18 protein-coding genes are annotated in these 22,603 nt (G+C 68.3%); 7 read left to right on the forward strand and 11 right to left on the reverse strand.

Translation table 11 applies throughout. The features are described 5' to 3' along the window. Positions 1 to 25: 25 nt before the first annotated feature. A complete protein-coding gene (gene aceE, locus BIX52_RS12185) occupies positions 26 to 2,680 on the reverse strand; it encodes a pyruvate dehydrogenase (acetyl-transferring), homodimeric type (protein WP_075221356.1) in 2,655 nt (884 codons plus the stop codon). A 414-nt stretch (positions 2,681 to 3,094) separates the two neighbouring features. On the opposite strand from aceE, the gene BIX52_RS12190 reads away from it, so the two are divergent. Together BIX52_RS12190 and BIX52_RS12195 are read left to right on the forward strand one after the other, a co-directional pair. Then, positions 3,095 to 4,084, forward strand: coding sequence for a TAXI family TRAP transporter solute-binding subunit (locus BIX52_RS12190; protein ID WP_075221357.1), 990 nt, complete (start codon positions 3,095 to 3,097; stop codon positions 4,082 to 4,084). A gap of 72 nt (positions 4,085 to 4,156) precedes the next feature. Continuing rightward, positions 4,157 to 5,929, forward strand: a complete 1,773-nt coding sequence (locus BIX52_RS12195) for a TRAP transporter permease (RefSeq protein ID WP_075221358.1) — start codon at positions 4,157 to 4,159, stop codon at positions 5,927 to 5,929. Positions 5,930 to 5,935: 6 nt separating this feature from the next. Here BIX52_RS12195 and BIX52_RS12200 read toward each other — a convergent pair whose 3' ends face one another. The 10 genes from BIX52_RS12200 to BIX52_RS12245 form a co-directional block, all read right to left on the reverse strand. Further along, on the reverse strand, positions 5,936 to 6,877 hold the full coding sequence (locus tag BIX52_RS12200; protein WP_245803184.1) for a 2-hydroxyacid dehydrogenase: 942 nt from the start codon (positions 6,875 to 6,877) through the stop codon (positions 5,936 to 5,938). Next, positions 6,874 to 7,293, reverse strand: coding sequence for a VOC family protein (locus tag BIX52_RS12205; protein ID WP_075221359.1), 420 nt, complete (start codon positions 7,291 to 7,293; stop codon positions 6,874 to 6,876). The genes BIX52_RS12200 and BIX52_RS12205 overlap by 4 nt, the downstream gene beginning before the upstream one ends. A 287-nt stretch (positions 7,294 to 7,580) precedes the next feature. Beyond that, positions 7,581 to 8,507, reverse strand: a complete 927-nt coding sequence (locus BIX52_RS12210) for a sugar kinase (protein ID WP_075221360.1) — start codon at positions 8,505 to 8,507, stop codon at positions 7,581 to 7,583. Further along, positions 8,507 to 9,136, reverse strand: coding sequence for a 2-dehydro-3-deoxy-6-phosphogalactonate aldolase (locus BIX52_RS12215; RefSeq protein WP_075221361.1), 630 nt, complete (start codon positions 9,134 to 9,136; stop codon positions 8,507 to 8,509). Before BIX52_RS12215 ends, BIX52_RS12210 begins: the two co-directional genes overlap by 1 nt. A gap of 55 nt (positions 9,137 to 9,191) precedes the next feature. Beyond that, positions 9,192 to 9,401 (reverse strand): DUF1289 domain-containing protein, encoded by a 210-nt coding sequence (locus tag BIX52_RS12220; RefSeq protein ID WP_075221362.1) that lies wholly within the window; start codon positions 9,399 to 9,401, stop codon positions 9,192 to 9,194. Positions 9,402 to 9,405: 4 nt separating this feature from the next. Next, a complete protein-coding gene (locus BIX52_RS12225; RefSeq protein ID WP_075221363.1) occupies positions 9,406 to 10,692 on the reverse strand; it encodes an RsmB/NOP family class I SAM-dependent RNA methyltransferase in 1,287 nt (428 codons plus the stop codon). 66 nt (positions 10,693 to 10,758) lie between these two features. Beyond that, a complete protein-coding gene (locus BIX52_RS12230) occupies positions 10,759 to 11,259 on the reverse strand; it encodes a hypothetical protein (RefSeq protein WP_075221364.1) in 501 nt (166 codons plus the stop codon). Further along, positions 11,256 to 12,755: an IMP dehydrogenase gene (gene guaB / locus BIX52_RS12235; protein WP_075221365.1), complete on the reverse strand. Its 1,500-nt coding sequence runs from the start codon at positions 12,753 to 12,755 to the stop codon at positions 11,256 to 11,258. Before guaB ends, BIX52_RS12230 begins: the two co-directional genes overlap by 4 nt. 120 nt (positions 12,756 to 12,875) lie before the next feature. Further along, positions 12,876 to 14,411, reverse strand: coding sequence for an ATP-dependent DNA helicase (locus BIX52_RS12240; RefSeq protein WP_075221366.1), 1,536 nt, complete (start codon positions 14,409 to 14,411; stop codon positions 12,876 to 12,878). Positions 14,412 to 14,509: 98 nt separating this feature from the next. Then, positions 14,510 to 16,933, reverse strand: a complete 2,424-nt coding sequence (locus tag BIX52_RS12245; RefSeq protein WP_075221367.1) for a hypothetical protein — start codon at positions 16,931 to 16,933, stop codon at positions 14,510 to 14,512. Between the two features lie 426 nt (positions 16,934 to 17,359). On the opposite strand from BIX52_RS12245, the gene BIX52_RS12250 reads away from it, so the two are divergent. The 5 genes from BIX52_RS12250 to BIX52_RS12270 all read left to right on the forward strand — a co-directional run bounded on the left by BIX52_RS12250 (position 17,360) and on the right by BIX52_RS12270 (position 22,600). Next, complete coding sequence (locus BIX52_RS12250) at positions 17,360 to 18,676, forward strand: glycoside hydrolase family 3 protein (RefSeq protein WP_083660201.1); 1,317 nt, start codon at positions 17,360 to 17,362, stop codon at positions 18,674 to 18,676. Between the two features lie 788 nt (positions 18,677 to 19,464). After that, positions 19,465 to 20,550 (forward strand): calcium-binding protein, encoded by a 1,086-nt coding sequence (locus BIX52_RS12255; RefSeq protein WP_075221368.1) that lies wholly within the window; start codon positions 19,465 to 19,467, stop codon positions 20,548 to 20,550. Positions 20,551 to 21,127: 577 nt separating this feature from the next. Next, positions 21,128 to 21,493: an AtpZ/AtpI family protein gene (locus BIX52_RS12260; RefSeq protein WP_075221369.1), complete on the forward strand. Its 366-nt coding sequence runs from the start codon at positions 21,128 to 21,130 to the stop codon at positions 21,491 to 21,493. A 61-nt stretch (positions 21,494 to 21,554) separates the two neighbouring features. After that, entirely contained in the window at positions 21,555 to 22,322 is a 768-nt protein-coding gene (locus BIX52_RS12265; RefSeq protein WP_075221370.1) for a F0F1 ATP synthase subunit A, read from the forward strand. Positions 22,323 to 22,372: 50 nt separating this feature from the next. Then, positions 22,373 to 22,600 carry a F0F1 ATP synthase subunit C gene (locus tag BIX52_RS12270; RefSeq protein ID WP_075221371.1) on the forward strand — a complete coding sequence of 76 codons (228 nt, stop codon included), beginning with the start codon at positions 22,373 to 22,375 and terminating at the stop codon, positions 22,598 to 22,600. Positions 22,601 to 22,603: the final 3 nt, after the last annotated feature.

A 22,603-nucleotide genomic window follows, 5' to 3' on the forward strand; every position in this document is an offset into this window, starting at 1 on the left:
CGTTTCTTGTCCTCTTCTTTCCGGCTTAGGCGAGGCGCGGGTTGGGCTTGTTGCCGTCGATATCGTAGGTGTTCAGCGCCTTGGTCAGCTCGTCCTTGGAGACGTGGCCGAGCTTGTAGAGCTCCACCATGGCGGTCGCGGCGATGTGGGCCGCGTCCACCTCGAAGTGGCGGCGCAGGTTCACGCGGCTGTCGGACCGGCCGAAGCCATCCGTGCCGAGCACCGTGAAGGGCGCCTCCACGAAGGCGCGGATCTGCTCGGCATAATTCTTCATGTAGTCCGTCGCGGCGACGATGGGACCCTTCGCGGCCTTCAGAGTCTGGGTGACGAACGGCACCTTCGGCTCGTCCAACGGGTTGAGGCGATTGTGGCGGGCGCAGTCCTGCCCGTCGCGCGCCAGCTCGTTGAACGAGGTCGCCGACCAGATATCGGCCGTCACACCGAAGTCGTCCTTCAGCATCTCGGCCGCCTTGATGGCCTGCACAAGGATGGTGCCCGAGCCCATCAGGTTGACGTGCTTGTCGCCCGGCTTCTCCACCTTGGTGAGGCGGTAGAGACCTTTGATGATCCCCTCCTCGGCGCCCATGGGCATGTCCGGGTGAACGTAATTCTCGTTCATCAGTGTGAGGTAGAAGTAGACGTCGTCCTGCTGCACGAACATGCGGTCCAGGCCGTGGTGGACGATCACCGCCACCTCGTGCTGGAAGGCCGGGTCGTAGGAGATGCAGGTCGGGATCGTCCCGGCGAGGATGTGGCTGTGGCCGTCCTCGTGCTGCAGCCCCTCGCCGTTCAGTGTGGTGCGGCCCGCGGTGCCGCCCAGCATGAAGCCGCGCGCCCGGCTGTCACCCGCCGCCCAGGCGAGATCGCCGATGCGCTGGAAGCCGAACATCGAATAATAGATGTAGAACGGGATCATCGGCACGCCGTGCGTCGAATAGGACGTGGCGGCGGCGATCCAGTCGGCCATGGCGCCGGCCTCGTTGATGCCCTCCTGGAGCACCTGGCCGGATTCGCTCTCCTTGTAGAAGGCCATCTGGTCGGCGTCGGCGGGCGTATATTTCTGCCCCTCCGGATTGTAGATGCCGACCGAGCGGAACAGCCCTTCCATGCCGAAGGTGCGCGATTCGTCCGGAACGATCGGCACCACGTGCTTGCCGATCTCCTTGTTGCGCAAGAGCGTCGTCAGGATGCGCACGAAGGCCATCGTGGTGGAGATCTCGCGGTCTCCCGTGCCCTTCAACTGCGCCTCGAACGCCGACAGGTCCGGCACGTCGAGCTTCGGCGCGGTGGTGTTGCGCGCCGGGAATGCGCCGCCGAGATCACGCCGCCGGTCGGCGAGGTACGCCTTCTGGGCGTTGTTCAGCATCACGAAGGGGGCCTTGGCGATGTCCTCGTCGGCGACGGGGATGTCGAACCGGTCGCGCATGGCGCGAAGCTGGTCCTCGGCCATCTTCTTCTGCTGGTGGGTGATGTTCTGGCCTTCGCCGGCCGACCCCATCCCGTAGCCCTTCACTGTCTTGACGAGGATGCAGGTGGGCTGGTCGCCCTCGTTGCGCGCGGCGCGCTTGAAGGCGGTGTAGATCTTGCGGGTGTCGTGCCCGCCGCGGCGCAGGTTGAAAATCTCTTCGTCCGTCCAATCGGCGACCAGCTCGGCCGTCTCCGGGTAGCGGTTGAAGAAATGTTCGCGCACATAGGCGCCGTCTTTGGACTTGTAGGTCTGGTAGTCGCCGTCCGGCGTCTCGTCCATCAACTGGCGCAGGCGGCCGGAGGTGTCGCGCTCCAAGAGCTCGTCCCAGCCGGCGCCCCAGATCAGCTTGATGACGTCCCAGCCCGCACCGCGGAAGTTGCCTTCCAGCTCCTGAATAATCTTGCCGTTGCCGCGCACCGGCCCGTCGAGACGCTGCAGGTTGCAGTTGATGACGAAGATCAGGTTGTGCAGCTTCTCGCGCGCGGCCAGGGCGATGGCGCCGAGGCTCTCCGGCTCGTCCATCTCGCCGTCGCCGAGGAAGACCCAGATCTTCCGGTCGGCCATGTCGATCATGCCGCGGTTGTGCATGTATTTCATGAACCGCGCCTGGTAGATCGCCATCAGCGGCCCCAGACCCATCGACACGGTCGGGAACTGCCAATAATCCGGCATCAGCCAGGGGTGCGGATAGGACGAGAGACCGTTGCCGCCCACTTCGGAGCGGAAATTGGCCATCTGCTCTTCCGACAGCCGCCCTTCCATGAAAGAGCGGGCGTAGATGCCCGGCACGACGTGGCCCTGGAAGAACACCAGATCACCGCCGTGAATCGCCGACTTGGCGCGCCAGAAGTGGTTCAGCCCCACATCGTACATCGACGCCGACGAGGCAAAGGACGCGATGTGGCCGCCATATTCGGATGACTCTTTGTTGCGCCGCACCACCGTCGCCATCGCGTTCCAGCGGTTGATGTTGCGGATGCGCTGCTCGACCTCCGAATCGCCCGGAAGGTCGAGGTCCTCGTCGGCCGGGATCGTGTTCAGGTAGGGCGTGGTCGCGGAGAAGGGCAGCGTCGCCCCATTCGCGCGGGCCTGTTGCACTGCCTTGTCCAGCAGGAAATGGGCTCGGTCCGCACCGTCCCGCTGGATCACATCCTCGATGGCGTCCTGCCACTCCTGGCTCTCGAGCGGATCGATGTCCACCGTGCCCTTCATGCCGTTCCTCCTCGGCTCCAACGAGACCGCTTTATTGTCAGTAATCCGCTTTGCGGACACCGTTATTTTGGGCGATCACACGATAGACCAAGGCGCCGCGCAAGCGCCTTCATCCAGAACCGCGCTGAATCGCTGATCTTTCACGTCAATTTCGTGCTGCTACAAAAGGTTGCTGGCAGAAATCCGGGACGGAGGCATGAGCATAGCGCATAACTGGATGTGGATGGTATGCGCCTGATGCACGTGAATTGCATTAAATCACGGCAGCCGCCGAGCGCGCTGCGCTGGCACATTGAAGCGCGGCGGCCGGCAATGCAAAAGGGTTCCTTCCCTCTCGCGCCGCGGCCCTTTCGACCGCAGGCGTTCCCGCGCGGCCCAGAAACGATCATCAATCGATCACCCGGAGGAAACACCATGTTGCAGCGTCACAGGACGGCCCGCACCGTCCTGAAGCGGCTCGGAGCAGCCGCCGCCGTCCTCGCCTTCGCCGCCACGACGGCGCATACCACCGGCGCCGCCGCCCAGGAGCGGATCACCTACAAGTCCGCCAAAGCCGGCTCGTCCTACTACCAGATGGGCGTCGAACTCGCCGAGGCCATGAAGAAGGGCACCGACGGCGCCGTCAGCGTCACGCTGGAAGAGAGCCAGGGCTCGGTCCAGAACGTCATGGAAGTGCGGGCTCGCGGCGCGGACTATGTGTTCACCACGCCGCCCGCCCTCGTCGCCCTCGCCCAATCCGGCAAGGCGATGTTCGAAGGTCGCTCCAGCCCCGCCTTCGCCGAGATCCGTGCCCTCTTCCCCATCCCCTCGCTGACGATGCACTTCGTCGCCTCCAAGGACAGCGGCGCAACCGACCTCGCCGGCCTTTCCGGCAAGACCATCCTCCTCGGCAGCGGCAGCTTCGGCGCCACCGAGGGCGAGAAATACCTCACCCTCTTCGGGCTGGACGGTAATGTCACCATCGCCAATGCCGAGCTCTCCAACGCGGTCGCCGCGCTGAAGAACGGCCAGATCGACGCCTTCGTGACCGCGGGTTCCTTCCCGGCCCCCAACGTCATCGAGGCCGCCGCGTCGATGGACGTCAACGTCATCTCCATGACCGACGATCAGGTGGCCGAGACCAAGCGCACCCGCACCGTCATCCCCGCCGGGACCTACGCCGGGCAGGACGAGGACGTCGTCACCACCTCGCTTCCCGTGGTCGCCTTCGCCACCAGCAAGATGAGCGACGACACCGCCTATCTCCTCACCAAGACCTTCTGGGAAGAGCAGGCCGCACTCGCGGGCGTCTCGCGCTGGTGGGCCGCCGTGTCGCCGGAGATGATGGACACCGTCACGACCGAGATCCATCCCGGCGCGCTGCGCTACTACGCGGAAATCGGCGCCTCCGTCCCCGGCCAATAGTCCGCACCTCCCCCACCATCTGACAGGGTCCCGGCGCGCCGCGCGGGCCGGGACCACGGACCCCTTCCCTTCATGTTCTCCCCGCCGTCAGCCTTCGTGTGGATCGCACTGGGCGCCCTCTCCGTCGTGGCTCACCTCGGCCTCGTGTTTCACGGCCTCGTGCCGAACCTCGTCAGCCGGCCGCTGCACATGGCGCTGATCCTGCCGTGGGTCTTCATCGCCCCGGCGACCACGCGGGCGGGCCTCGCCGTGGGCACGGTCATCACGGCGCTCGGCCTCGGCGGCTGCCTGTGGGTGGCACTCAACCACGTCAGCCTCTCCAACCAATACGGCTTCCTCGAGAACGGCTTTCAGATCGCGATGGCGGTGGTGCTTCTCGCCATCGTCATCGAGGGCGCGCGGCGGATGATCGGCTGGCCGCTGCCCCTCGTCGCGCTCACGACCCTCGCCTACGGCCTGTTCGGCCAATATATCCCCGGCGAGTTCGGCCACGCGGGCACCCCGTTGGCGAGCTTCCTCGGCACCTTGACCATCACCGAAGGCGGCATCTGGTCCAGCCTCACCGGCGTGTCGGTGGGCGTGGTGTCGGTCTTCGTCATCTTCGGCGCGGTGCTGAACGCGGGCGAGGCCGGACAAGGCTTCATGAACGCCGCGTCCGCCGCCGCGGGGCGCCTCAGCGGGGGCGCGGCCAAGGTGTCGGTGCTGTCCTCCGCGCTGTTCGGGTCCATCTCGGGCTCGGCGTCCGCCAACGTCGCCTCCACCGGGGCGATCACGCTGCCGGCCATGACGCGCCTCGGCTACCCCCGCCGGATCGCCGGAGCGGTGGAGGCGGTCGCCTCGTCGGGCGGGCAGATCATGCCGCCTTTGATGGGCGCCGGCGCCTTCGTCATGGTCGAGTTGACGGGCGTTCCCTATACCGAGATCGTCCTCGCCGCGCTCCTTCCGGCGATCCTCTATTTCTTCACCGTCTGGGTCGGGATCGACGCCTTCGCCTCGCGTCACCCGCTGCGGGGACTGCCCGCCGACGATCAGCCCTCCAAGCGCGACGTCATCGTCACATCGCTCTTCTTCCTCGTCCCCTTCTCGGTGCTCTTGGGGGCGATGTTCGTGCTCGGCTACACGCCGCAATATTCCGCCGCGCTCGCCGTCCTCCTCGCCTTCGTCGCGCTGTTCTTCGACGGACACCGCGGCTTCGCCCCGCGCCAGGGCCTCACCCGCGTCGCCGGGGCGATGGTCGCCTGCGGCCGGCAGATCGCCATGATCGCCGCCATCATCCTGTGCGCGTCCATCGTCATCGGCGTTCTCGGCATCACCGGGCTCGGCGTGAAGCTGACGTCCGCCATCATCGCCGGGTCCGGCGGCGAGGTTTGGCCGACGCTGCTGCTGACCGCCCTCGCCTGCCTCATCCTGGGCATGGAAGTCCCCACCACGGCCGCTTACGTGATCTGCGTGTCGGTCGCGGGGCCCGCGCTCACCGGCCTCGGCATCGAGCCGCTGCAGGCGCACCTCTTCGTGTTCTGGTTCGCGCTGTTGTCGACCATCACGCCGCCGGTATGCGGGGCGGTGTTCATCGCCGCCGGCATGGTGGGTGAAAACTGGCTGAAGGTCGCCATGGCGGCGATGGCGCTCGGCGTCGGCCTCTACGTGATCCCGCTCGGCATGATCGCCAACCCGGCGCTCATAGACATCGCCGACCGCCCGCTGATGGCGCTGCTCGTCGGGGTGCAGATGGCGATCGGCCTCACCGGCGTCTCGTTCGGCCTCATCTCGCGCTGGCGGCTGCCGGCGCGTGCCGCCGCCCTCGTCGGCGGCGGCCTCGTCATCTTCGCGCCGGTGCTGATCTGACGCTGATCAGTAGCCGCGGGCGGCGTCCACCGTCGGCGGCACGGTCCCGTCGGCGAAGAAGGCCGCCAGGTTCGCCGCCACGATGGCGCTGGCGCTCTCCATGTCGGTGATCGCCGCAACGTGGGGCATCACCGTCACCTTGGGGTGGGACCAGAAGGGATCGTCCGCCGGCAGCGGCTCGGTGTCGAACACGTCCAGCACCGCGTGGCCGATTCGCCCGGAATCGAGCGCCGCCAGCAGCGCCGTGCGGTCGACGATCGGCCCGCGCGCCACGTTGATCAGCCCCGCCCCGGCCTTGCAGTAAGAGAGCATGCGAGCGGAGAGCAGGCCGCGCGTCGCCTCCGTCAGCGGCACCAGGACGACGACGATGTCCGCCTCCGCCAGCACCAGCGGCAGCGCGGCATCCCCATGGCGGCAGTCCACCCCCGGAACGCTGCGGGCCGAGCGGGACCAGCCGATCACCTTGAAGCCCTGCCCGGTGAGGGTGGCGGCGCAGGCCCGGCCGAGCTCGCCGAGGCCCAGGATCGCCACCGTGCGGCGCGACGCGCGCGGGTGGTCGAGCTGCCGCCACACGCCCTGGCGCTGAAAGGCGAGATATTCCGGTACGCGGCGGTGCAGGTAGAGCGTATGGGTGAGGACGCCCTCGGCCATCGCCTCGCCCAGAACGGGGTCGACGAGGCGCACGATGCCGATGCGCTCCGGCAGCGTTCCCACCATGCGCTCCACGCCCGCCCACACGCTCTGCACCCACACGAGGCCGGTGAAGCGTGCCATCTCGGCCGGGTCGGGGTTGGCGACGATGGCGACGCGCGCTGCCGCCGCCGCCTCGTCGGACATCTCGGCCGGGGCGGCGATGGTGTGGCCCGGCAGGACGGAGCGGAGTGCGCCCGTCCACGCGGCGCGCTCCTCATCCCCCATCCGGTTGAAGAAGGGGATGGTTTCGCTCACGCGGCCCACACCGCGGCTTCTTCGGCGAACCCCTTCACCTCGATCGGGTTGCCGGCGGGGTCGCGGAAGAACATCGTCCACTGCTCGCCGGGCTGGCCCTCGAAACGCACGGTGGGCGGGATGATGAAGTCGACGCCGCCTTCCGTCAGACGGCCGGCCACCTCGCGCCACAGGGTCAGCGGCAGCACGGCGCCGAGGTGGGGCATCGGCACCATGTGGTCGCCCACCTTGCCGGTCGCCTCGCTGGGGAACGGGGCGCCTTTGTGCAGCGAGATCTGGTGGCCGAAGAAGTCGAAATCGACCCAGGTGTCCGTGCTGCGCCCCTCCTTGCAGCCCAGCAGCGTACCGTAGAAGCGGCGCGCCTCGGCCAGATCGTCGACATGGAAGGCGAGGTGGAAGAGCGGCTTGAAGGTCATCTGCGGTCCTTGGCGGTCTGAGGACGGGCGGGAGGCCACCCGCGGTGGGAAGATGCGCCCCTTTTCAAACAAGCCGCCGCGCCATGCCACCGAGCCGCGCCCCCGCCCGCCGCAAGGCAGCCATGCATGGCGCTCTCTCGCGGTGAGCGTGGTCACCAAAACGTCACCCATGGGCCAAAAACCCGGTTTCGATGCATTTTATGCCCGAATCGGCGCCTATCCCGCTCAGCTTCGGCCCGCACTGGCGAAGGGAGGCGGCGAATCGCATCGCCGCCGCCGGACGTGGATCAGGCGCCGGAGGAGAGCATCGCCGCGACGGCGTCGGCGGTGGGGATCGGCGCCACGGCACCGTAGCCGCGCACCGACAATGCCGCCGCGCACGCCGCATAGCGCCCCGCCGCGGCCGCATCGTTGGTCTCCAGCCATTTGACGAGGAACGCACCGTCGAAACAGTCGCCCGCGCCCGATGCGTCGACCGCCTCGGTGGGGACGGCCGGGATGGTGTGGCGCGCCGAGCCCTCCTGCACCACGGCCCCGTCGGCCCCCAGCGTCAGCGCGATGACCGATGGGCCGAGCGCAGCGTAGACGTCCAGGATCGCATCCGGCGCGGTATGGCCGGTGAGGACGGACGCATCGTCGAACCCGGGCAGCGCGATGTCGGCCGAGCGCAGCGCCTGATGGATGACGGCACGCGCCCGCGGCAGCGGCCACAGCCGGGCACGGTAGTTGAGGTCGTAGGAGACGGTGACGCCGGCCGCTCTGGCGCACTCCATCGCCGCAAAGCCCGCGTCGCACGCCGTCGACGAGATCGCCTGGCTGATGCCGGAGAGGTGCAACAGCCGCGCCCCCTCGATGGCGGCGGGCGGGATGTCCTGCGGTCCCATCAGCGCCGCCGCCGACCCCGCGCGGCGGTAGGAGAAGCTGTGCCCCGCCTCGCCGTGGTCGACGAAGTAGATGCCGGTCGGCGCCTCGGCATGGCGCGTCACATAGCGGGTGTCCACGCCCTCGGTGTGCCACAGGTCCATGATCATGTCGCCGAACTGGTCGCGGCCCAGCGCCGAGATCATGCCGACCTTGGCCCCCTGGCGCGCAGCGGCGATGGCGACGTTCGACACGTCACCCCCGAAGCCCTCCAGCCAGCGCCCGTCGGACTGCCGGTTGAACTCGATCATCGGTTCGCCGAGGCAGACGATGTCCATCGCCGCGGCGCCCATCAGCGGCCCATCGCCGCGCGGGTGGCGTCCGCGAATGCCTTGGCGTCGGCGGCGACCTCGGCCACCGTCTTGCCCGGCTTGTAGAGCGCGGAGCCGATGCCGACACCGTCCGCCCCGCCCGCCAGCCACTCACCGATATTCTTGGCGTCCACCCCGCCGGTGACGATGAGGCGCGTACCCTTCGGCAGCACGGCGCGCATCGCCTTCACCACCTTGGGGCTCAGCCCGTCGCCGGGGAAGAGCTTCAACGCGTCGGCGCCCGCGTCCAGCGCCTGGAAGGCCTCAGACGGGGTGAAGACGCCCGGCACCGAGAGAAGGCCGCACCGCTTGGTGGCGCGCACGACTTCCGGATTGAAGTTCGGCGAGACGATGATGGTGCCGCCCGCGTCCGCCACACGCGCGACCTGCTCGGGATAGAGCACGGTGCCGGCGCCGACGATGGAGGTGCCGGAGAACTTGTCCGCCTGGATGCGGATCGACTTGAACGGCTCCGGCGAGTTGAGCGGCACTTCCATCACTGGGATCGCCGCATCCACGAGCGCCTGGCCGACGCCCTCCGCCTCATCCGGCGAAAGACCGCGGAGCACGGCCACGACCGGCATGGATTTCAGCGCGTCATCGAGCGTCATCGGGGGACCCCTTGCAGAATTGTCTCGCAGGACGTGAAGCGAAGCTGCGGGCCTGTCAACGCACGGCTTCTCCCGAGGCGGCCATGCGCTGGCGCCGGGCGGGCAGATCGGCGAGGACGGCGGCCCGATCGGCCGCGCTCATGGTGGCCCATCCGGCGATCTCGTCGATGGTACGCTGGCAACCGCGGCACAGGCCGGGGCCAGGCGCGATCTGGCAGACCTTGGTGCACGGGCTGTCGCTCGCCGCGCTTCGTGGGGCGCTCATCGGCTCAACCGGTGCGCTTCAGGGCGGCGACGAAGAAGCCGTCCGTGCCGGTGGCGGCGGGGGTCATCGTCATCATCAACCCCTCCGCGCTCCAAGGCATGGGCGCCGATGAGCCGGCGACGTCGACCCAGGCGTCGGCCATCGAGGTCAGCGTGAAGTCGGACGCGCGGTCGAGGAAATCGGCGATCTGCGCCTCGTTCTCCTGCGGCAGCACCGAGCAGGTGACGTAGATCAGCGTGCCGCCGGGGCGCACGAATTGGCGCGCGGTGTCGAGCACGTCGGCCTGCTGATCGGTGCGCTTCTCCAGCGCCTCGGGGGTGAGGCGCCACTTCGTCTCGGGCCGGCGGCGCCATGTGCCCGAACCCGAGCACGGCGCGTCGACCAGCACCTTGTCCATCTTGCCGCGGAGGGCCGAAAGGTCGGACCCGGCGCGGTGGACCTGGGCGTTGCGCACACCGGCGCGCTTCAGCCGCTCGAAGATCGGGGCGAGCTGGTTCTGGTCGGCGTCGGTGGCGTGGAGCTGGCCGCGATTGTCCATCTGCGCCGCCAGGGCCAGCGTCTTGCCGCCGGCGCCTGCGCACAGGTCCAGGATCTGCTCGCCGGGGTGGGCGAGCGTCATCAGCGCGGCGGCCTGGCTGCCTTCGTCCTGCACCTCGACCTGGCCGCGCTGGTAGAGGTCCTCGCGGGTGATGTTGGGCGCCCTCTCCCACCCGTCGCGGGCCGGAAGGCGGATGCCGACGGGGCTGATCGCGCCCTTCTCGGCGCCGAACCGCTTCAGCGCGGCGAGCACCTTGGCGGGGTCGGCCTTCAGCGTGTTGACGCGCAGGTCCACCGGCGCGCGGGCTGCGAGCGCCGCCGCTTCGGCCACCCAGTCGTCGCCGAAATTGTCCTCGAAGGCGGGGGCGAGCCAGTCCGGGATGTCGGCAGCGACGTCGGCGGGCGCCTCGGCCAGGCGGTCGGTGGCGAGGGCGGCGCGTTCGGCCTCGGTCAGCTCGCCGGGGCCGTGGGTGCCGGTGCAAAGGTCGGTGAGGTCGGCAAGGCCGACGCCCCAGTGAAAGCGCAAGGTGGCGAGCGTCACGGCCCGGGCGGTATCTTCACCGGCGCGGAAGGCGGAGGAGCGGCGCCAGCGGAGCACGTCGAACACCAGGTTGCCGATGGCCGCGCGGTCGCCGGAGCCTGCGAACCGGTGCGATAGGCCCCAGTCCTTCAGCGCGTCGGCCACCGGGCGGTGACGCTGTTCGACGTCGGTCAGGACCTCGATGGCGGCGGCGATGCGGCCTGCGGGTTTCATTTTGTCTTCTCGTCGGTCAGGCGCGGTCAGGGTCGACCGCATCAGGGTGTCGGGCGTGGCCGGGTGTCAGGCGCGGTCGGGAGCGGTGGCGGAAGGGATAGCGCTTCGCCCGGTGCGGTGCCACCAGTCGGCCAGCATGCGGAACCAGCGAAGCGCCAGCTCGGCGGTCTCCGCCTCGAACCCGCCGCGCGGTGTCATCAACGGAAGCGGCAGGGAGACCGAGACGCCCGCCTCACCATGCGGCGCCACCACGGCCCAGCGCGGCGCCACCGCGGCAAGGTCCGCCATCACCGCATCGCGCTCCGCCGGGGCGGTGTCGCCGAGGCCGATGAGGAGGTCCGCCGCGCCGAACGGCTCCCCCTCGGCGCAGTGGAGGCGGTAGCGCAGCAGGCAGGGCGCGACGTCCGCCGCGTCGAAGATCTCGGCGACGGCCACCGGGCCGGTGTCCGCCGCCGCCGTGCCGGGGACGGCGATGCCGATGGCCGACGCGCGCGGCGACCGCTCCACATAGGCGTGGAGCGCCGCGCGCAGCCGGTTACGGGCGTTTGCGCCGTCCTCGTCCGTCAACGCGCGCTCGGGTAGTTCGGGCTCTCGCGCACGATGGCGACATCGTGGACGTGGCTTTCGGCAAGGCCCGCATTGGTGATGCGCACGAACCGGGCCTTCTCGTTCAGCTCGGCAAGGTCCTTGGCGCCGACATAACCCATCGCCGAGCGCAGGCCGCCGACGAGCTGGTGAATGACGTTGCCCACCGGGCCCTTGTAGGGCACCTGCCCCTCGATGCCCTCCGGCACCATCTTCATGGTGTCGCGCACCTCGGCCTGGAAGTAGCGGTCGGCCGAGCCGCGGGCCATGGCGCCCAGCGATCCCATGCCGCGATAGGATTTGTACGAGCGGCCCTGGTGCAGATAGACCTCGCCCGGCGCCTCCTCGGTGCCCGCCAGAAGCGAGCCGACCATGGCACAGGACGCCCCCGCCGCCAGCGCCTTGGCAAGATCGCCCGAGAACTTGATCCCGCCGTCGGCCACCACAGGGATGTCCTGCCCGGAGGCGACCTTGCAGGCCTCCATGATGGCGGTGAGCTGCGGCATGCCCACACCGGCGACGACGCGTGTGGTGCAGATGGAGCCTGGGCCGATGCCGACCTTCACCGCGTCCGCGCCCGCGTCGATCAGGGCGCGCGTGCCGTCCGGGGTGGCGACGTTGCCGGCCAGCACCTGAACCTGGTTGGAGAGGCGCTTCACCTGCGCCACCGTGTCGAGCACCTTCTGGGAATGGCCGTGCGCGGTGTCGACGACGACGAGGTCCACCTCGGCATCCACCAGCGCCTCGACGCGCTCCATGCCGGCATCGCCCACATTGGTGGCGGCGGCGACACGCAGGCGGCCCTTGGCGTCCTTCACCGCGTTCGGATAGGCACGCGCCTTCTCCATGTCCTTCACGGTGATGAGGCCGGTGCAGTTGCCCGCCTCGTCCACCACCAGAAGCTTCTCGATGCGGTGTTGGTGGAGCAGCCGCTTGGCCTCGTCCTGGCCCACCTCGTCACGCACGGTAACGAGGTTCTTGGACGTCATCAGCTCACGAATCGGCTGGGACGGGTCGCTGGCGAACCGCACGTCGCGGTTGGTGAGGACGCCGACCAGACGGCCGCGGATGTGGCCGCCGAGGCCTCCATTCTCCACCACCGGGATGCCGGAAATCTTGTGCTGGTCCATGAGAGCCAGCGCGTCGCCGAGGGTGGCGTCGGGGCCGATCACCAGCGGGTCGACGATCATGCCACTTTCGTACTTCTTCACGCGGCGGACCATGGCGGCCTGCTCGATCGGCGTGAGGTTGCGGTGGATGGTGCCGATGCCGCCGGCCTGAGCCATGGCGATGGCGAGTTCCGCCTCGGTGACCGTGTCCATCGCAGACGATAGGATCGGGATGTTGAGCGGCAGCTCGCGCGTGACGTGGGTGGCCACGTTGGTCTCACCCGGCAGGACTTCGGAAAGCCCCGGCATCAATAGAACGTCGTCGAACGTGAGCGCCTCGATCGTCCCGAGGCTCACAAACTCTGCCATGTCTCGTCCCCCTTCCCCCGGCACCGTCGCACGGGGCCGGCGGACGGGTCCGCCGTCCGTCCCCATAACGGCAGGCCGCGCGAACTTCAACGCACCAAAGTTGCAGATGTAACGGGGGAGCTATGCAGCCTTGGCGGTATCGACGGGTTTGGCGCCGGTGAGATCGTCCACGCTGAGGGGCTGGGTGGGGCGCGACAGGCGGGCGAAGACCACCCAATGCAGCCGTTCCTGGGCGCGGGTCAGCGCCACATAGGCGAGGCGCTTCCACAGCGGCATGCCGCCGTCGACGATGCCGGCGCGGGCCGCGGCCTTGAGGTCAGGCGCGAACACCTGAACGTCCGGCCACTGCGATCCTTGCGCCTTGTGGATGGTCAGCGCCGCGCCGTGGAGGAAGGTCGCCCCCATGCGCGCGACGAAGGGGAACCACGGCTCCTCCTCCCCCACCCGCTCGATCTTCACGATGGAGGCGACGACGATGTTCGGCTCGTCCGCCCCGACGACGTGGATGCGCGACAGGCCCGGCTTCTTGCCGGGGCCGCGAAAGATGACCTGGGCGCCGCGGATGAGGCCGCGAGCCTCCAGCTCGATGCGGTCGTTCTGCCGCTTGGCGGGAAGCTCGATACCGTCGCACAGGAGCGGCTCGCCGGGGAGAAGCTCGTCGTCCCCCGCCCCGTAGGCGCCGCGGAAGGCGGTGATGAGGCGGATGCGCGTCTGGTTGCGCCAGACGAGGACGGGCGAGCGGGCCATCAGGTCGGAATTGACGCGCGGTGAGACGACGACGCGGTCGTCCCGCCGGGCAGCGTCCTCCACCATCGCCTCGAAGGCGGGGAAGGAAAGGTTCGGATCGGCGAGCGCGTGGGCGAGGTCCAGAATCGGGCTGCCCGCCTCCTGGCGGTGGATCCGTTCCAGGCGCACCACCTCGCTTTCGGGCATCTTGTCGAACACCATGTCGCCGCCCTTCACGGGGGCGAGCTGGGCCGGATCGCCGAACAGGATCAGCGTCGGAAACAGCTCCTTGAGGTCGGCGAGCTGCTGCTCGGACAGCATCGACGCCTCGTCGACGAAGCCGATGTCCATCGTCTCGTCGCGCCGCGCCCAGCCGGTGATGAAGTCGGATCCGCGCAGGCCCGCCATGGCGAGCGCGCCCACGACGGACTTGTTGGTCTTGTAGAAGGCGGCGGCGCGCTGGAGGATCTCTTCGGAAAACCCTTCCGGCTTCTCTTCTTTCTCTCCGGCGATCCAGTCGACGAGGGCTTGATAATGATCGTCGAACACCGGGCGGTAGAGGAGCCGGTGGAGCGTGACGGCCGGGACACCGCGCTGGCGCAGCACGCTGGCGGCCTTGTTGGTGGGGGTGACGATGGCGAGGCTGCGGTCGGTGGCCTTGCGCTTCTTGCCGTCGTCGGGCGCGGCGATGTCGACACCGGCTTCGGTGAGGTCCTTCACCAGTTGGGCGAGGACGTGGGTCTTGCCGGACCCGGCTTTGCCCACGACGGCGACGACCCCGGAGGCCGCGCCCGCCTCCTGCGTTCCGCCGTCGACGATGTCGACACCGCGGCTCTTCAGAAGCGCCGCGACGCGCGACCAGGCCGCCGACTGGTCGGGCGCGAAGTCACCATGCGGGCACGCGTCGCTTGCCCCTTGCGCCTCCGCCATAATGTTCCGTCCCTTCGAATCGACCATGCCCTACCATAGCCGAAAGGTCCGGCCGACTTCGACCATTGTGATGGGCGCGCGCCGGCCGCACGCCGACGTCATGCCCCGTCCAGCGGTTGATAGCCAAGGATTTGCAGCAGCCGCTCGACCATCTCGCCCTGGACCGGGGAGTCGTGCTCGGCCTCCACATTATAGTATGGCCGGCCGTCGTTCAGGACGACGTGGTTGGAGAATGAGCAGTCGCTGTTCTGCCGCGTCACCTTCTCGTAGACGACGCCGAGGCCGGCGCCGTTGAGCCGCACGCGCAGGGCCGATGCTGCGCGATCCTGCGCCAACGGCCCCTGACCGGCGATATAGATGAGATTGTCCGCATCGCCGAAGCGGCCGCTGGTGATCGGGTAGCCCTGTTCCTTGTCGGTCCAGACATCGGCGGTGATGCCTCCGCCGTCGGTGTTGTTGTGGGTGGAGAAGATGTGCGGGCGCCCGTCATAAAGGCCCATCACGAACGCGGTGTAGTTGGGCATGGGATCGGTGATGGCGCAGGGGCGGGCGTCGGCGGCGGTGGCGGCGAACATCCGGTTGAGATCGGCGCCCATGGCGAGCCGCTCCTCGTTCGCCTGGGCGGCGACGAGACGGCCGCCGTAGCGGGTGACGGCGCGAAGGGCCGCGTCGAAGGCTTCGTCCTCGTCGTCGTGGGGAAGATACCAGATCGGGCCTTCCGGCGCCGCACGGTTCTCGACCGAGACGAAGGCGAAGGTGGCACCGTTTTCCGGAAGCTGGACGTGGGTGATGCAAAGGCCCGCAGCGTCGATCCTCGCCGCGTTGCGGACGAGGTCGGGATCGGTCTCGCCGGAGACGGGGCGGCACCCGGCGCGCTCCCCCGGCGCTGTACCGCGCAACGTGGCGTCCTCCTGCCCGGCCTTGTGGTCCGCAGGCCGTTGGTCCGCCGCCGGAAGGGGTGCGAAACGGGCGCGCGAGGCCGCGGCGCGCGGGTTGGGCCGGGGAAACCACGCGACGTCTGGGCGTTTGTCCGCTGCGGCGGCATCGAGGGCGGCGGGGCCGGCTTCCGTCGCGCTCGTTTGGGTGATGTTTTCCGCGGGAGGTGACGCGGCGGATACCGGTGCGGCGGCGTCAGGATCGGACGCGCCGCCCGCACCCGGCACGGCGTCATGGCTGGCCGCCACCGGATCGGATCCTGCACTTTCGAGCGACGCGGGTGTGGGCGCAGCGGGCGTGGTGGTGGCGCTCTGGGTGGTGGCAGGCGCGTTCGTGGCGAACGGCACCTGAGCGGGTGTCGTCGTAGCGGGTGTAGTGGCGGCGGGCATGGTGGTGGCGGCCCGCGCCAAAGCGGGTGTCGTCGGGGCGGGTGTAGCGGCGGCAGGCGGCGCGGCATCCGCAAATTTGGCGATCAGCGCGGCGCGGGCGAGGTCTCGCGGCGTGGTCGATTGAGGCGCCCTCTCTTGCTGCGCGCTAGGCTGCCGCGCACTCTCCTGCTGCGCGCTCGACTTCTGGGCGCTCGAGTGCTGTGCCGTGACGGGTCCGGGCCTGGGGCGCGGCACGGGTGTGCCGTTGATGAAGACGGCCGGACCGGGCGCGACATTCACCGCCGCCCCAGGTGGAGCGGACGATGAGGGCGATGGAACGGGTTCCGCCGAAGCCGGATCGTCCCCCTCTTCGAGCCATCGGAGCGTCGCGCCGGGTGCTGGCGCGCCGGGTACCGCCATGGTCGCCGCCATGGCCATGATCCGGGCTTGGTGGACAGAATCGGTGTCGGCGCCACGTTCCGGTTCGGCCTTCCGTTCAGCGTCCGGCCGGGCGCCATCCCGAAGAGTGTGCGCGCCCGCCGCTTGCACGAACGCCTGTGCGGTGTCGGCTTGTGGCACCGGACCCTCCGGCCGGGCGGAACCGGCGGCGGGCGCGCTCGGCGCCATCGCGCGGTCGGTTTTCGCGGCCGCCGCCGTCGGCGGTGCGCGGCCGGACGACGAGGCGAACGCCATTTCGCCTTCCGCGGGGATGGCCGCACCGCCGGGACCGAGCGGCGCCAGCACCGTCCCCGACGCACCCGGCACCACCTCTGCGCCCGACAACGCCGGCGCGCCCGTCAGCGTGCCGGCGCCCCCGGACAGGCGGCGCTTCACGAAGGCGCGTGTGAACACCTCATCGCGCATCGTCGACGGGTTGGCTTCGAGGTCGCGGGCAAGCGCGTCCAACAGCGCGTCGGGATATGCGCCGCTCGCGGTGTTGAAGGGGCGCACCTCCGCCAGATAGGCGGCGCGGGCGCTGCGTCCGTCGTCGAAATCCGCCCCGCTCAGCCGCCCCAGACGCAGCAGAGATACGCGCACGAGGCATTCACGCAGCCCCACCTCGGGCCGGTCGCGCAGGATCTGCGCCAGCACCTCGTTGTTGGTGAGCGCACGGATCTCCCTGCAGTTCTCACGGTCATAGGCGGCCACGCCGGTGATCGACCCGAGGCCGAATGCCAACGCCGCCGCGATCCCGGCCATCTGCACGATGAGGCGCATCGCCCCTCTCCGCTGCCATCCTCGGTCGCAAAAGACTGGGAGCGGGAGGTGCGCTTGGTCAACCCCTGGTTAGAGTCGCTGCTTGCAGCAACCGTCGGGAGACGTCACCGACGCCGCACTTTGCCGGGCCGGACCAAGGCGCTGCACGGATGCACGAATCGATCTCCCGGCGCTTCGGCGCAAGCCCGGAGACAGCGTGCCCCGCCCGTCGAGACACGCGGCCCGAGCGCAAGGGAGCGCGAGTTCTAGGCTCGCGCCCGCCGATCCGTGCCCAAAAGGCAACGGCCGGCCGTAAAAGACGCCCCAGCCGGTCCCCCAGCTCGGCCCGCGCACCGCCGCGGTGGAACTTGCCCGTCCCGTCCGGCATCACCAAGCCATGGACCGCATCGCCCGTCGCCCCGCCCCCCGCATCTGCGCGAGAGATCAATGATCCGACGCACGTTCCAATTCGGCCTCATCGCGGCCGTTGTCGCGGGCGTCATCGCGGCGAAGGCGACGGAACCGCGCCAGGAGCTGGATACCGGGCCGAACGCCGCGATGCACGTTCCTGCGCTGGCGGGCGACCCACTCACATCAACGGCTGCTCTCGCCCTCACCGGCAACAAATCGGGGGACCTCGGCCTGACCGACGGCGGCGTCCGCTCCGCATTCCCGCGCCGCCGTCCGGACCTTGCGCGGGCAACGCCCGTCCCCGCCGACGGGTCCGACCCGGCGTTCGAGGTCATGGCCGGGCAGATGCTGATGGTCGGCTTCCAGGGCGACGATGTCGACCAGGCCGGACCGCTGCGCGTGGCGCGCCAGATCGAGGCCGGGCGCCTCGGCGGTGTCATCTTCTTCCGCCAGAACGTGAAGTCCGAGGCGGCGGTGAAGCGGTTGACGGCGCTGTTTCGCCGATCCGCTCCGCCGGGACTGCCGGTGCTGATCGCCGTCGACCAGGAAGGCGGCAAGGTGCAGCGGCTGACCACCAAGGTCGGGTTCGCCAGCACACCGTCCGCCCGCCGCGTCGCCGACGATGGCGAGGAGGCGGCCACCCGCATTTATGGCGACCTTGCTCGCGCGCTGGCCGACTGGGGCTTCAACGTCAACCTCGCCCCTGTGGTGGACCTCGGTGCGGATCGCGACAATCCGATCATCGCCCGCCTCGGCCGCGCTTTTTCGGGCGATCCCGCCACCGTCGCCGCGCTGGCGGGCCGCTTCGTCGCCGCGCACCGGGCCGCCGGGATCCTCACGTCCCTCAAGCACTTTCCCGGCCACGGCTCGTCCGACGGCGACACGCACAAGGGCTTCGTGGACGTCTCGCTGTCCTGGCGCGAGATCGAGCTTGCGCCCTTCCGCACCCTCATCGCCGAGGGGCTCGCCGACATGGTGATGGTCGCGCACGTCCACCTCAGCCCCTATGGAACAGAGGGCCAGCCCGCATCGCTGTCGCGCGACCTCATCCAGGGCCTCCTGCGGGACACGCTGGGGTTCGAGGGTGTCGTGATCTCGGACGATATGGAGATGGGCGCCGTCACCCGTCTGGGCGACCCGATCGACCTTGCGGCCGAGGCGGTGGCCGCGGGCAACGACATCATCGTCTATGCCGGGGGCGCGGCCGGGCAGGACGATATCGTCGACGCCTTGCAGACGAGCCTTGCCGGTGCCGCGGCGGCGGATCCCGTCCTTCACGGCCGGGTCGCGCAGAGTTTCCGCCGCGTGATGGCGATGAAGGCGGACCGCCTCGCGCCTCGTCCTGCGCGCTGAGGAACCGCGGCGGCGCGTCGTCAGGCGCCCTCACCTTGCCGCGATCCGATCCATCCCGAGCCGCATCGACGACGATTCCGTGAGCGCCGGAGCGACCGCTGCCGCCTATTTTGGCCGGATGAAGAGCCGCCGAGGCACCTTTTGCGGCGTTTCGGGGCGGTTCGAGCGGCTACAACCGACCCGCAGGGTTAATTTACGTCTAATGGAAATGCGAACACAATCCTATCTTAACCAACCGTCCGCTGCCTTAGAAGTAAATCTCGGTTTAACTTAGTGTAACGCGACTTCAAATCACCCTGCGATCACAGGCGATTGCATGCCATGTCTGGGACCCCAATTTTCCCTTGGGAATGGCTGGTTTGGCGTCCCGATCTGATCTGTCTCAAGCATGGTGAACGGCCCTGTGTTGTCCAAAAAACACAGGCGCGCAGCGGCACTTTCCCATTTGGGGCTGCTTCATAAGTGCATGTTTCAATTTACATGCATTTTATGAAATGGACTGCGACGAGTGCAACATTTTCGCAATCTTTTTCAACCAAAGGATGCAAATTTGCGTCAGAGATTTCGCGGTTTTTGCGACGGTGATTTCTGGAAAAACTGAATGCTTGACTACTTAAGCTAGGTCTTCCAGAACGGCTGCGGACTGGATTCTCAGCTGCGTATGTCATTCGGCAATTCGATCAAACGAAAAGCCTCAGTCTGGCGCCGAATGACTGAAGCGGGGGTGGCACACCATCCCTTCGAGGGCCGGTCGACATATAGCGCGATCGCATGAGAAGGAATGCCGGATGGCTATTAGGTTTGGTACGAGCGTCGGAGACAGACTCCGCGGTTCCAATGGCACTGATCTGATCCGTGGTTACGAAGGCGACGACCTTCTGATCGGTGACGACGACGTCGACTCCGGCAACGATCTGATGATCGGTGACGAAGGCAACGACACGTTCTACGGCGGTGTTTACGACGACTCCGGTGAGACCGCGGTCTCCTCCGACTCCGGCAGCGACACCATGCTGGGCGGCGAAGGCGACGACGTCTTCCACAGCGGCGGCGGTGCCGACCTGATCGACGGCGGCGACGGCTACGACATGGCCTACATCGACCGCTCCGACCTCGACGGCGGCATGTCCGTGTTCGGCAACGGCTTCGGCGGCCGTGTCCGTTCGATCGGCTCCAGCAACTCGATGACGATCAGCGACGGCTCCGTCGTCGGCGACGTCGAGGGTCTCGAGCTCACCGGCACCGACTTCAACGACACCATCTTCCTCGCCAACAACTACGCGCTGGAAGACGTGACCGTGTACGGTGGTCAGGGCAACGACAACATCGTCACCGGTGACAGCGAAGACGTCATCGAAGGCGGCGAAGGTCGTGACATCATCAGCATGGGTGCTGGCGACGACACCGCCGACGGCGGCGAGGGCCGTGACATCATCGACGGTGGCGCGGGCAACGACTCCATCATCGGCGGCGGCAACAACGACATCCTGTCCGGCGGTGAAGGCGAGGACGTTCTGCTCGGTGGTTCGGGCGAAGACGTCCTCATCGGCGGCGCGGGCGCCGACGAGCTCGACGGCGGCGAAGGCTTCGACACTTACACCGGCGGTGAAGGTGCGGACAGCTTCCTGATGGCCTGGGGCGAGATGGAATACGACCTCGTCACCGACTACGACTCGGTCAACGACACCATCACCGTGTCGTTCGGCGAGGGCATCACGGAAGAGGACGTGCTCATCTCGGTGCTCTCCGAGGAGTATGGCCTGGTCTCCGTCCAGGTGACCGGCGAGGACGATTTCGTCACCACCGAGTACTTCATCGCGCAGGGCGTGCTTGAAGCGTCCGACATCGACACCTCGTTCGTGCCGCTCGGCTAATCGGCGACGCGGGGACGCTCCGGCCGTCCCCGCTTTGCCGAACGACAAATGCGCCCCTCGGGGCGCATTTTTTGTTTGGGGGGCAGCGCGGCGCCTCGGGCCGGCCACAAGGAGACCGCTCGCGCCCGCCGGGTCCCATCCCCTCACCGCCTTCGTCGTCGCCCGTTGCGTGCCCTGAGGTGCCCTTGCGCGCCCCGTGCCGGCCACATGCGCTTGCCTGCGCCGCAGGACAGCGCTCCGGCCGCCGAGACGGCGCAGGCCCAGCGTCGGACGTGACTCGCCGAGCACCGCCCTTGAGCCGCCTCTTGCGACGAGGCCCCTCCCAATCGCATTCTCGCGCCACCTGCGCGCTTATGACACCCGTGCCACCCGTCCTCCCTGCCGCATGGGCTGCCATGAGGGTAACGATGAGAGAGACGCGGCTTTCGCGCCCCTTGCGCATCGGATACATGCACGCCGAGATCCGACCACCCGGTGTGCCTCGCCCGGCCGCCGCGGGACGCTATGTGTCATCCCAGACCGGCAGGGCGCTCCGCCGCGGAGCCGCCACCATGAGGTTTGCCCGAGGAGCGCCACCATGACCCCACCCCCGGCAGGCCCGGATTCCGGCGCGGATGACGACTATGCCGCCCGCCACGCCCGCCTGCGCGCCCAGTTGACCGAGCGCGAAGAAGCCGAGCGCGCGGAGAATGAGCGAATCGAGAAACGCGCCCGCTCGACCACCGGCTATGCTGTCGCCTTCCGCCTCTCCACCGAGTTCGTCAGCGCCGTGGTGGTGGGTCTGGCCATCGGATGGGGGCTCGATTGGGTCGCCGGGACGCTGCCGCTCTTCATGGTGATCTTCCTTCTGCTCGGATTTGCGGCGGGCGTCCTCAACGTTTTACGCTCGGCGGGCTTGATTCAAACGCCAGAGCCGGGCAAGAGACGCCCCGGCGGACGATGAATCGCCCGCCACAATAGTACACTTCCGCCGGATCGGCGGGCCAACCGGGACTTCTCTTCACGTGGCAACGGCTGAAGGCGGCGGGCTCGACCCCATTCATCAGTTCGAAGTGCATCCGCTGTTCGACATCGAAGTCGGCGGCGTCGATCTCTCGTTCACGAACGTTTCGCTCTACATGGTGGCGACGGTGGCGGTCACCATCGCCCTCATGCTCCTGCCCACCTCGCGCCGCGCCTTGGTGCCCGGCCGGTGGCAGAACCTTGCCGAGATGAGCTACGAATTCGCGGGCAACATGCTGCGCTCCTCCACGGGCGCCGGCGGCATGAAGTTCTTCCCGCTCGTGTTCTCTCTCTTCATGTTCATCGTGGTCGCGAACTTCATCGGCATGTTCCCGTATTTCTATACGGTGACGAGCCAGCTGATCGTGACATTCGCTCTCGCCCTCCTCGTCATCCTCGTGGTGGTGATCGCGGGCATCCGCCAGCACGGGCTGGCCTTCTTCGGGGTGTTCGTTCCGTCCGGCGTTCCGGGCTACATCGTCCCCCTGGTGTCGACGATCGAGGTCATCTCGTTCCTGTCGCGCCCCATTTCGCTGTCGGTTCGTTTGTTCGCCAACATGCTGGCCGGCCACATCATGCTGAAAGTGTTCGCAGCCTTCGTCATTCAGATGTCGGCTCTGGGCGCGATCGGCGTCATCGGCGCGGTGCTGCCGCTCGGAATGGCCGTGGCGATCACGGCTCTGGAATTCCTGGTGGCGGGTCTGCAGGCCTACGTCTTCGCGGTGTTGACCTGCATCTACCTCAACGACGCCGTTCATCCTAACCACTGACCCTAACCCGCGCTGCACAACCTTATTTGAGCGCACACAAGGAGCCCCCCATGGAAGCGGAAGCTGCCCGTTATCTTGGTGCCGGCATCGCCTGTTTCGGTCTCGCCGGAACCGCGATGGGCCTCGGCAACATGTTCGCCCAGTACCTGTCGGGCGCCCTGCGCAACCCGTCCGCTGCCGATGGCCAGTTCGGCCGCCTCATCTTCGGCTTCGCGGTGACCGAAGCGCTCGGCATCTTCTCGCTGCTGATCGCACTGCTGCTGCTCTTCGCGGTCTAATCG

The sequence above is a fragment of the Acuticoccus yangtzensis genome (assembly GCF_001927245.1).
GTDB lineage: Bacteria > Pseudomonadota > Alphaproteobacteria > Rhizobiales > Amorphaceae > Acuticoccus > Acuticoccus yangtzensis.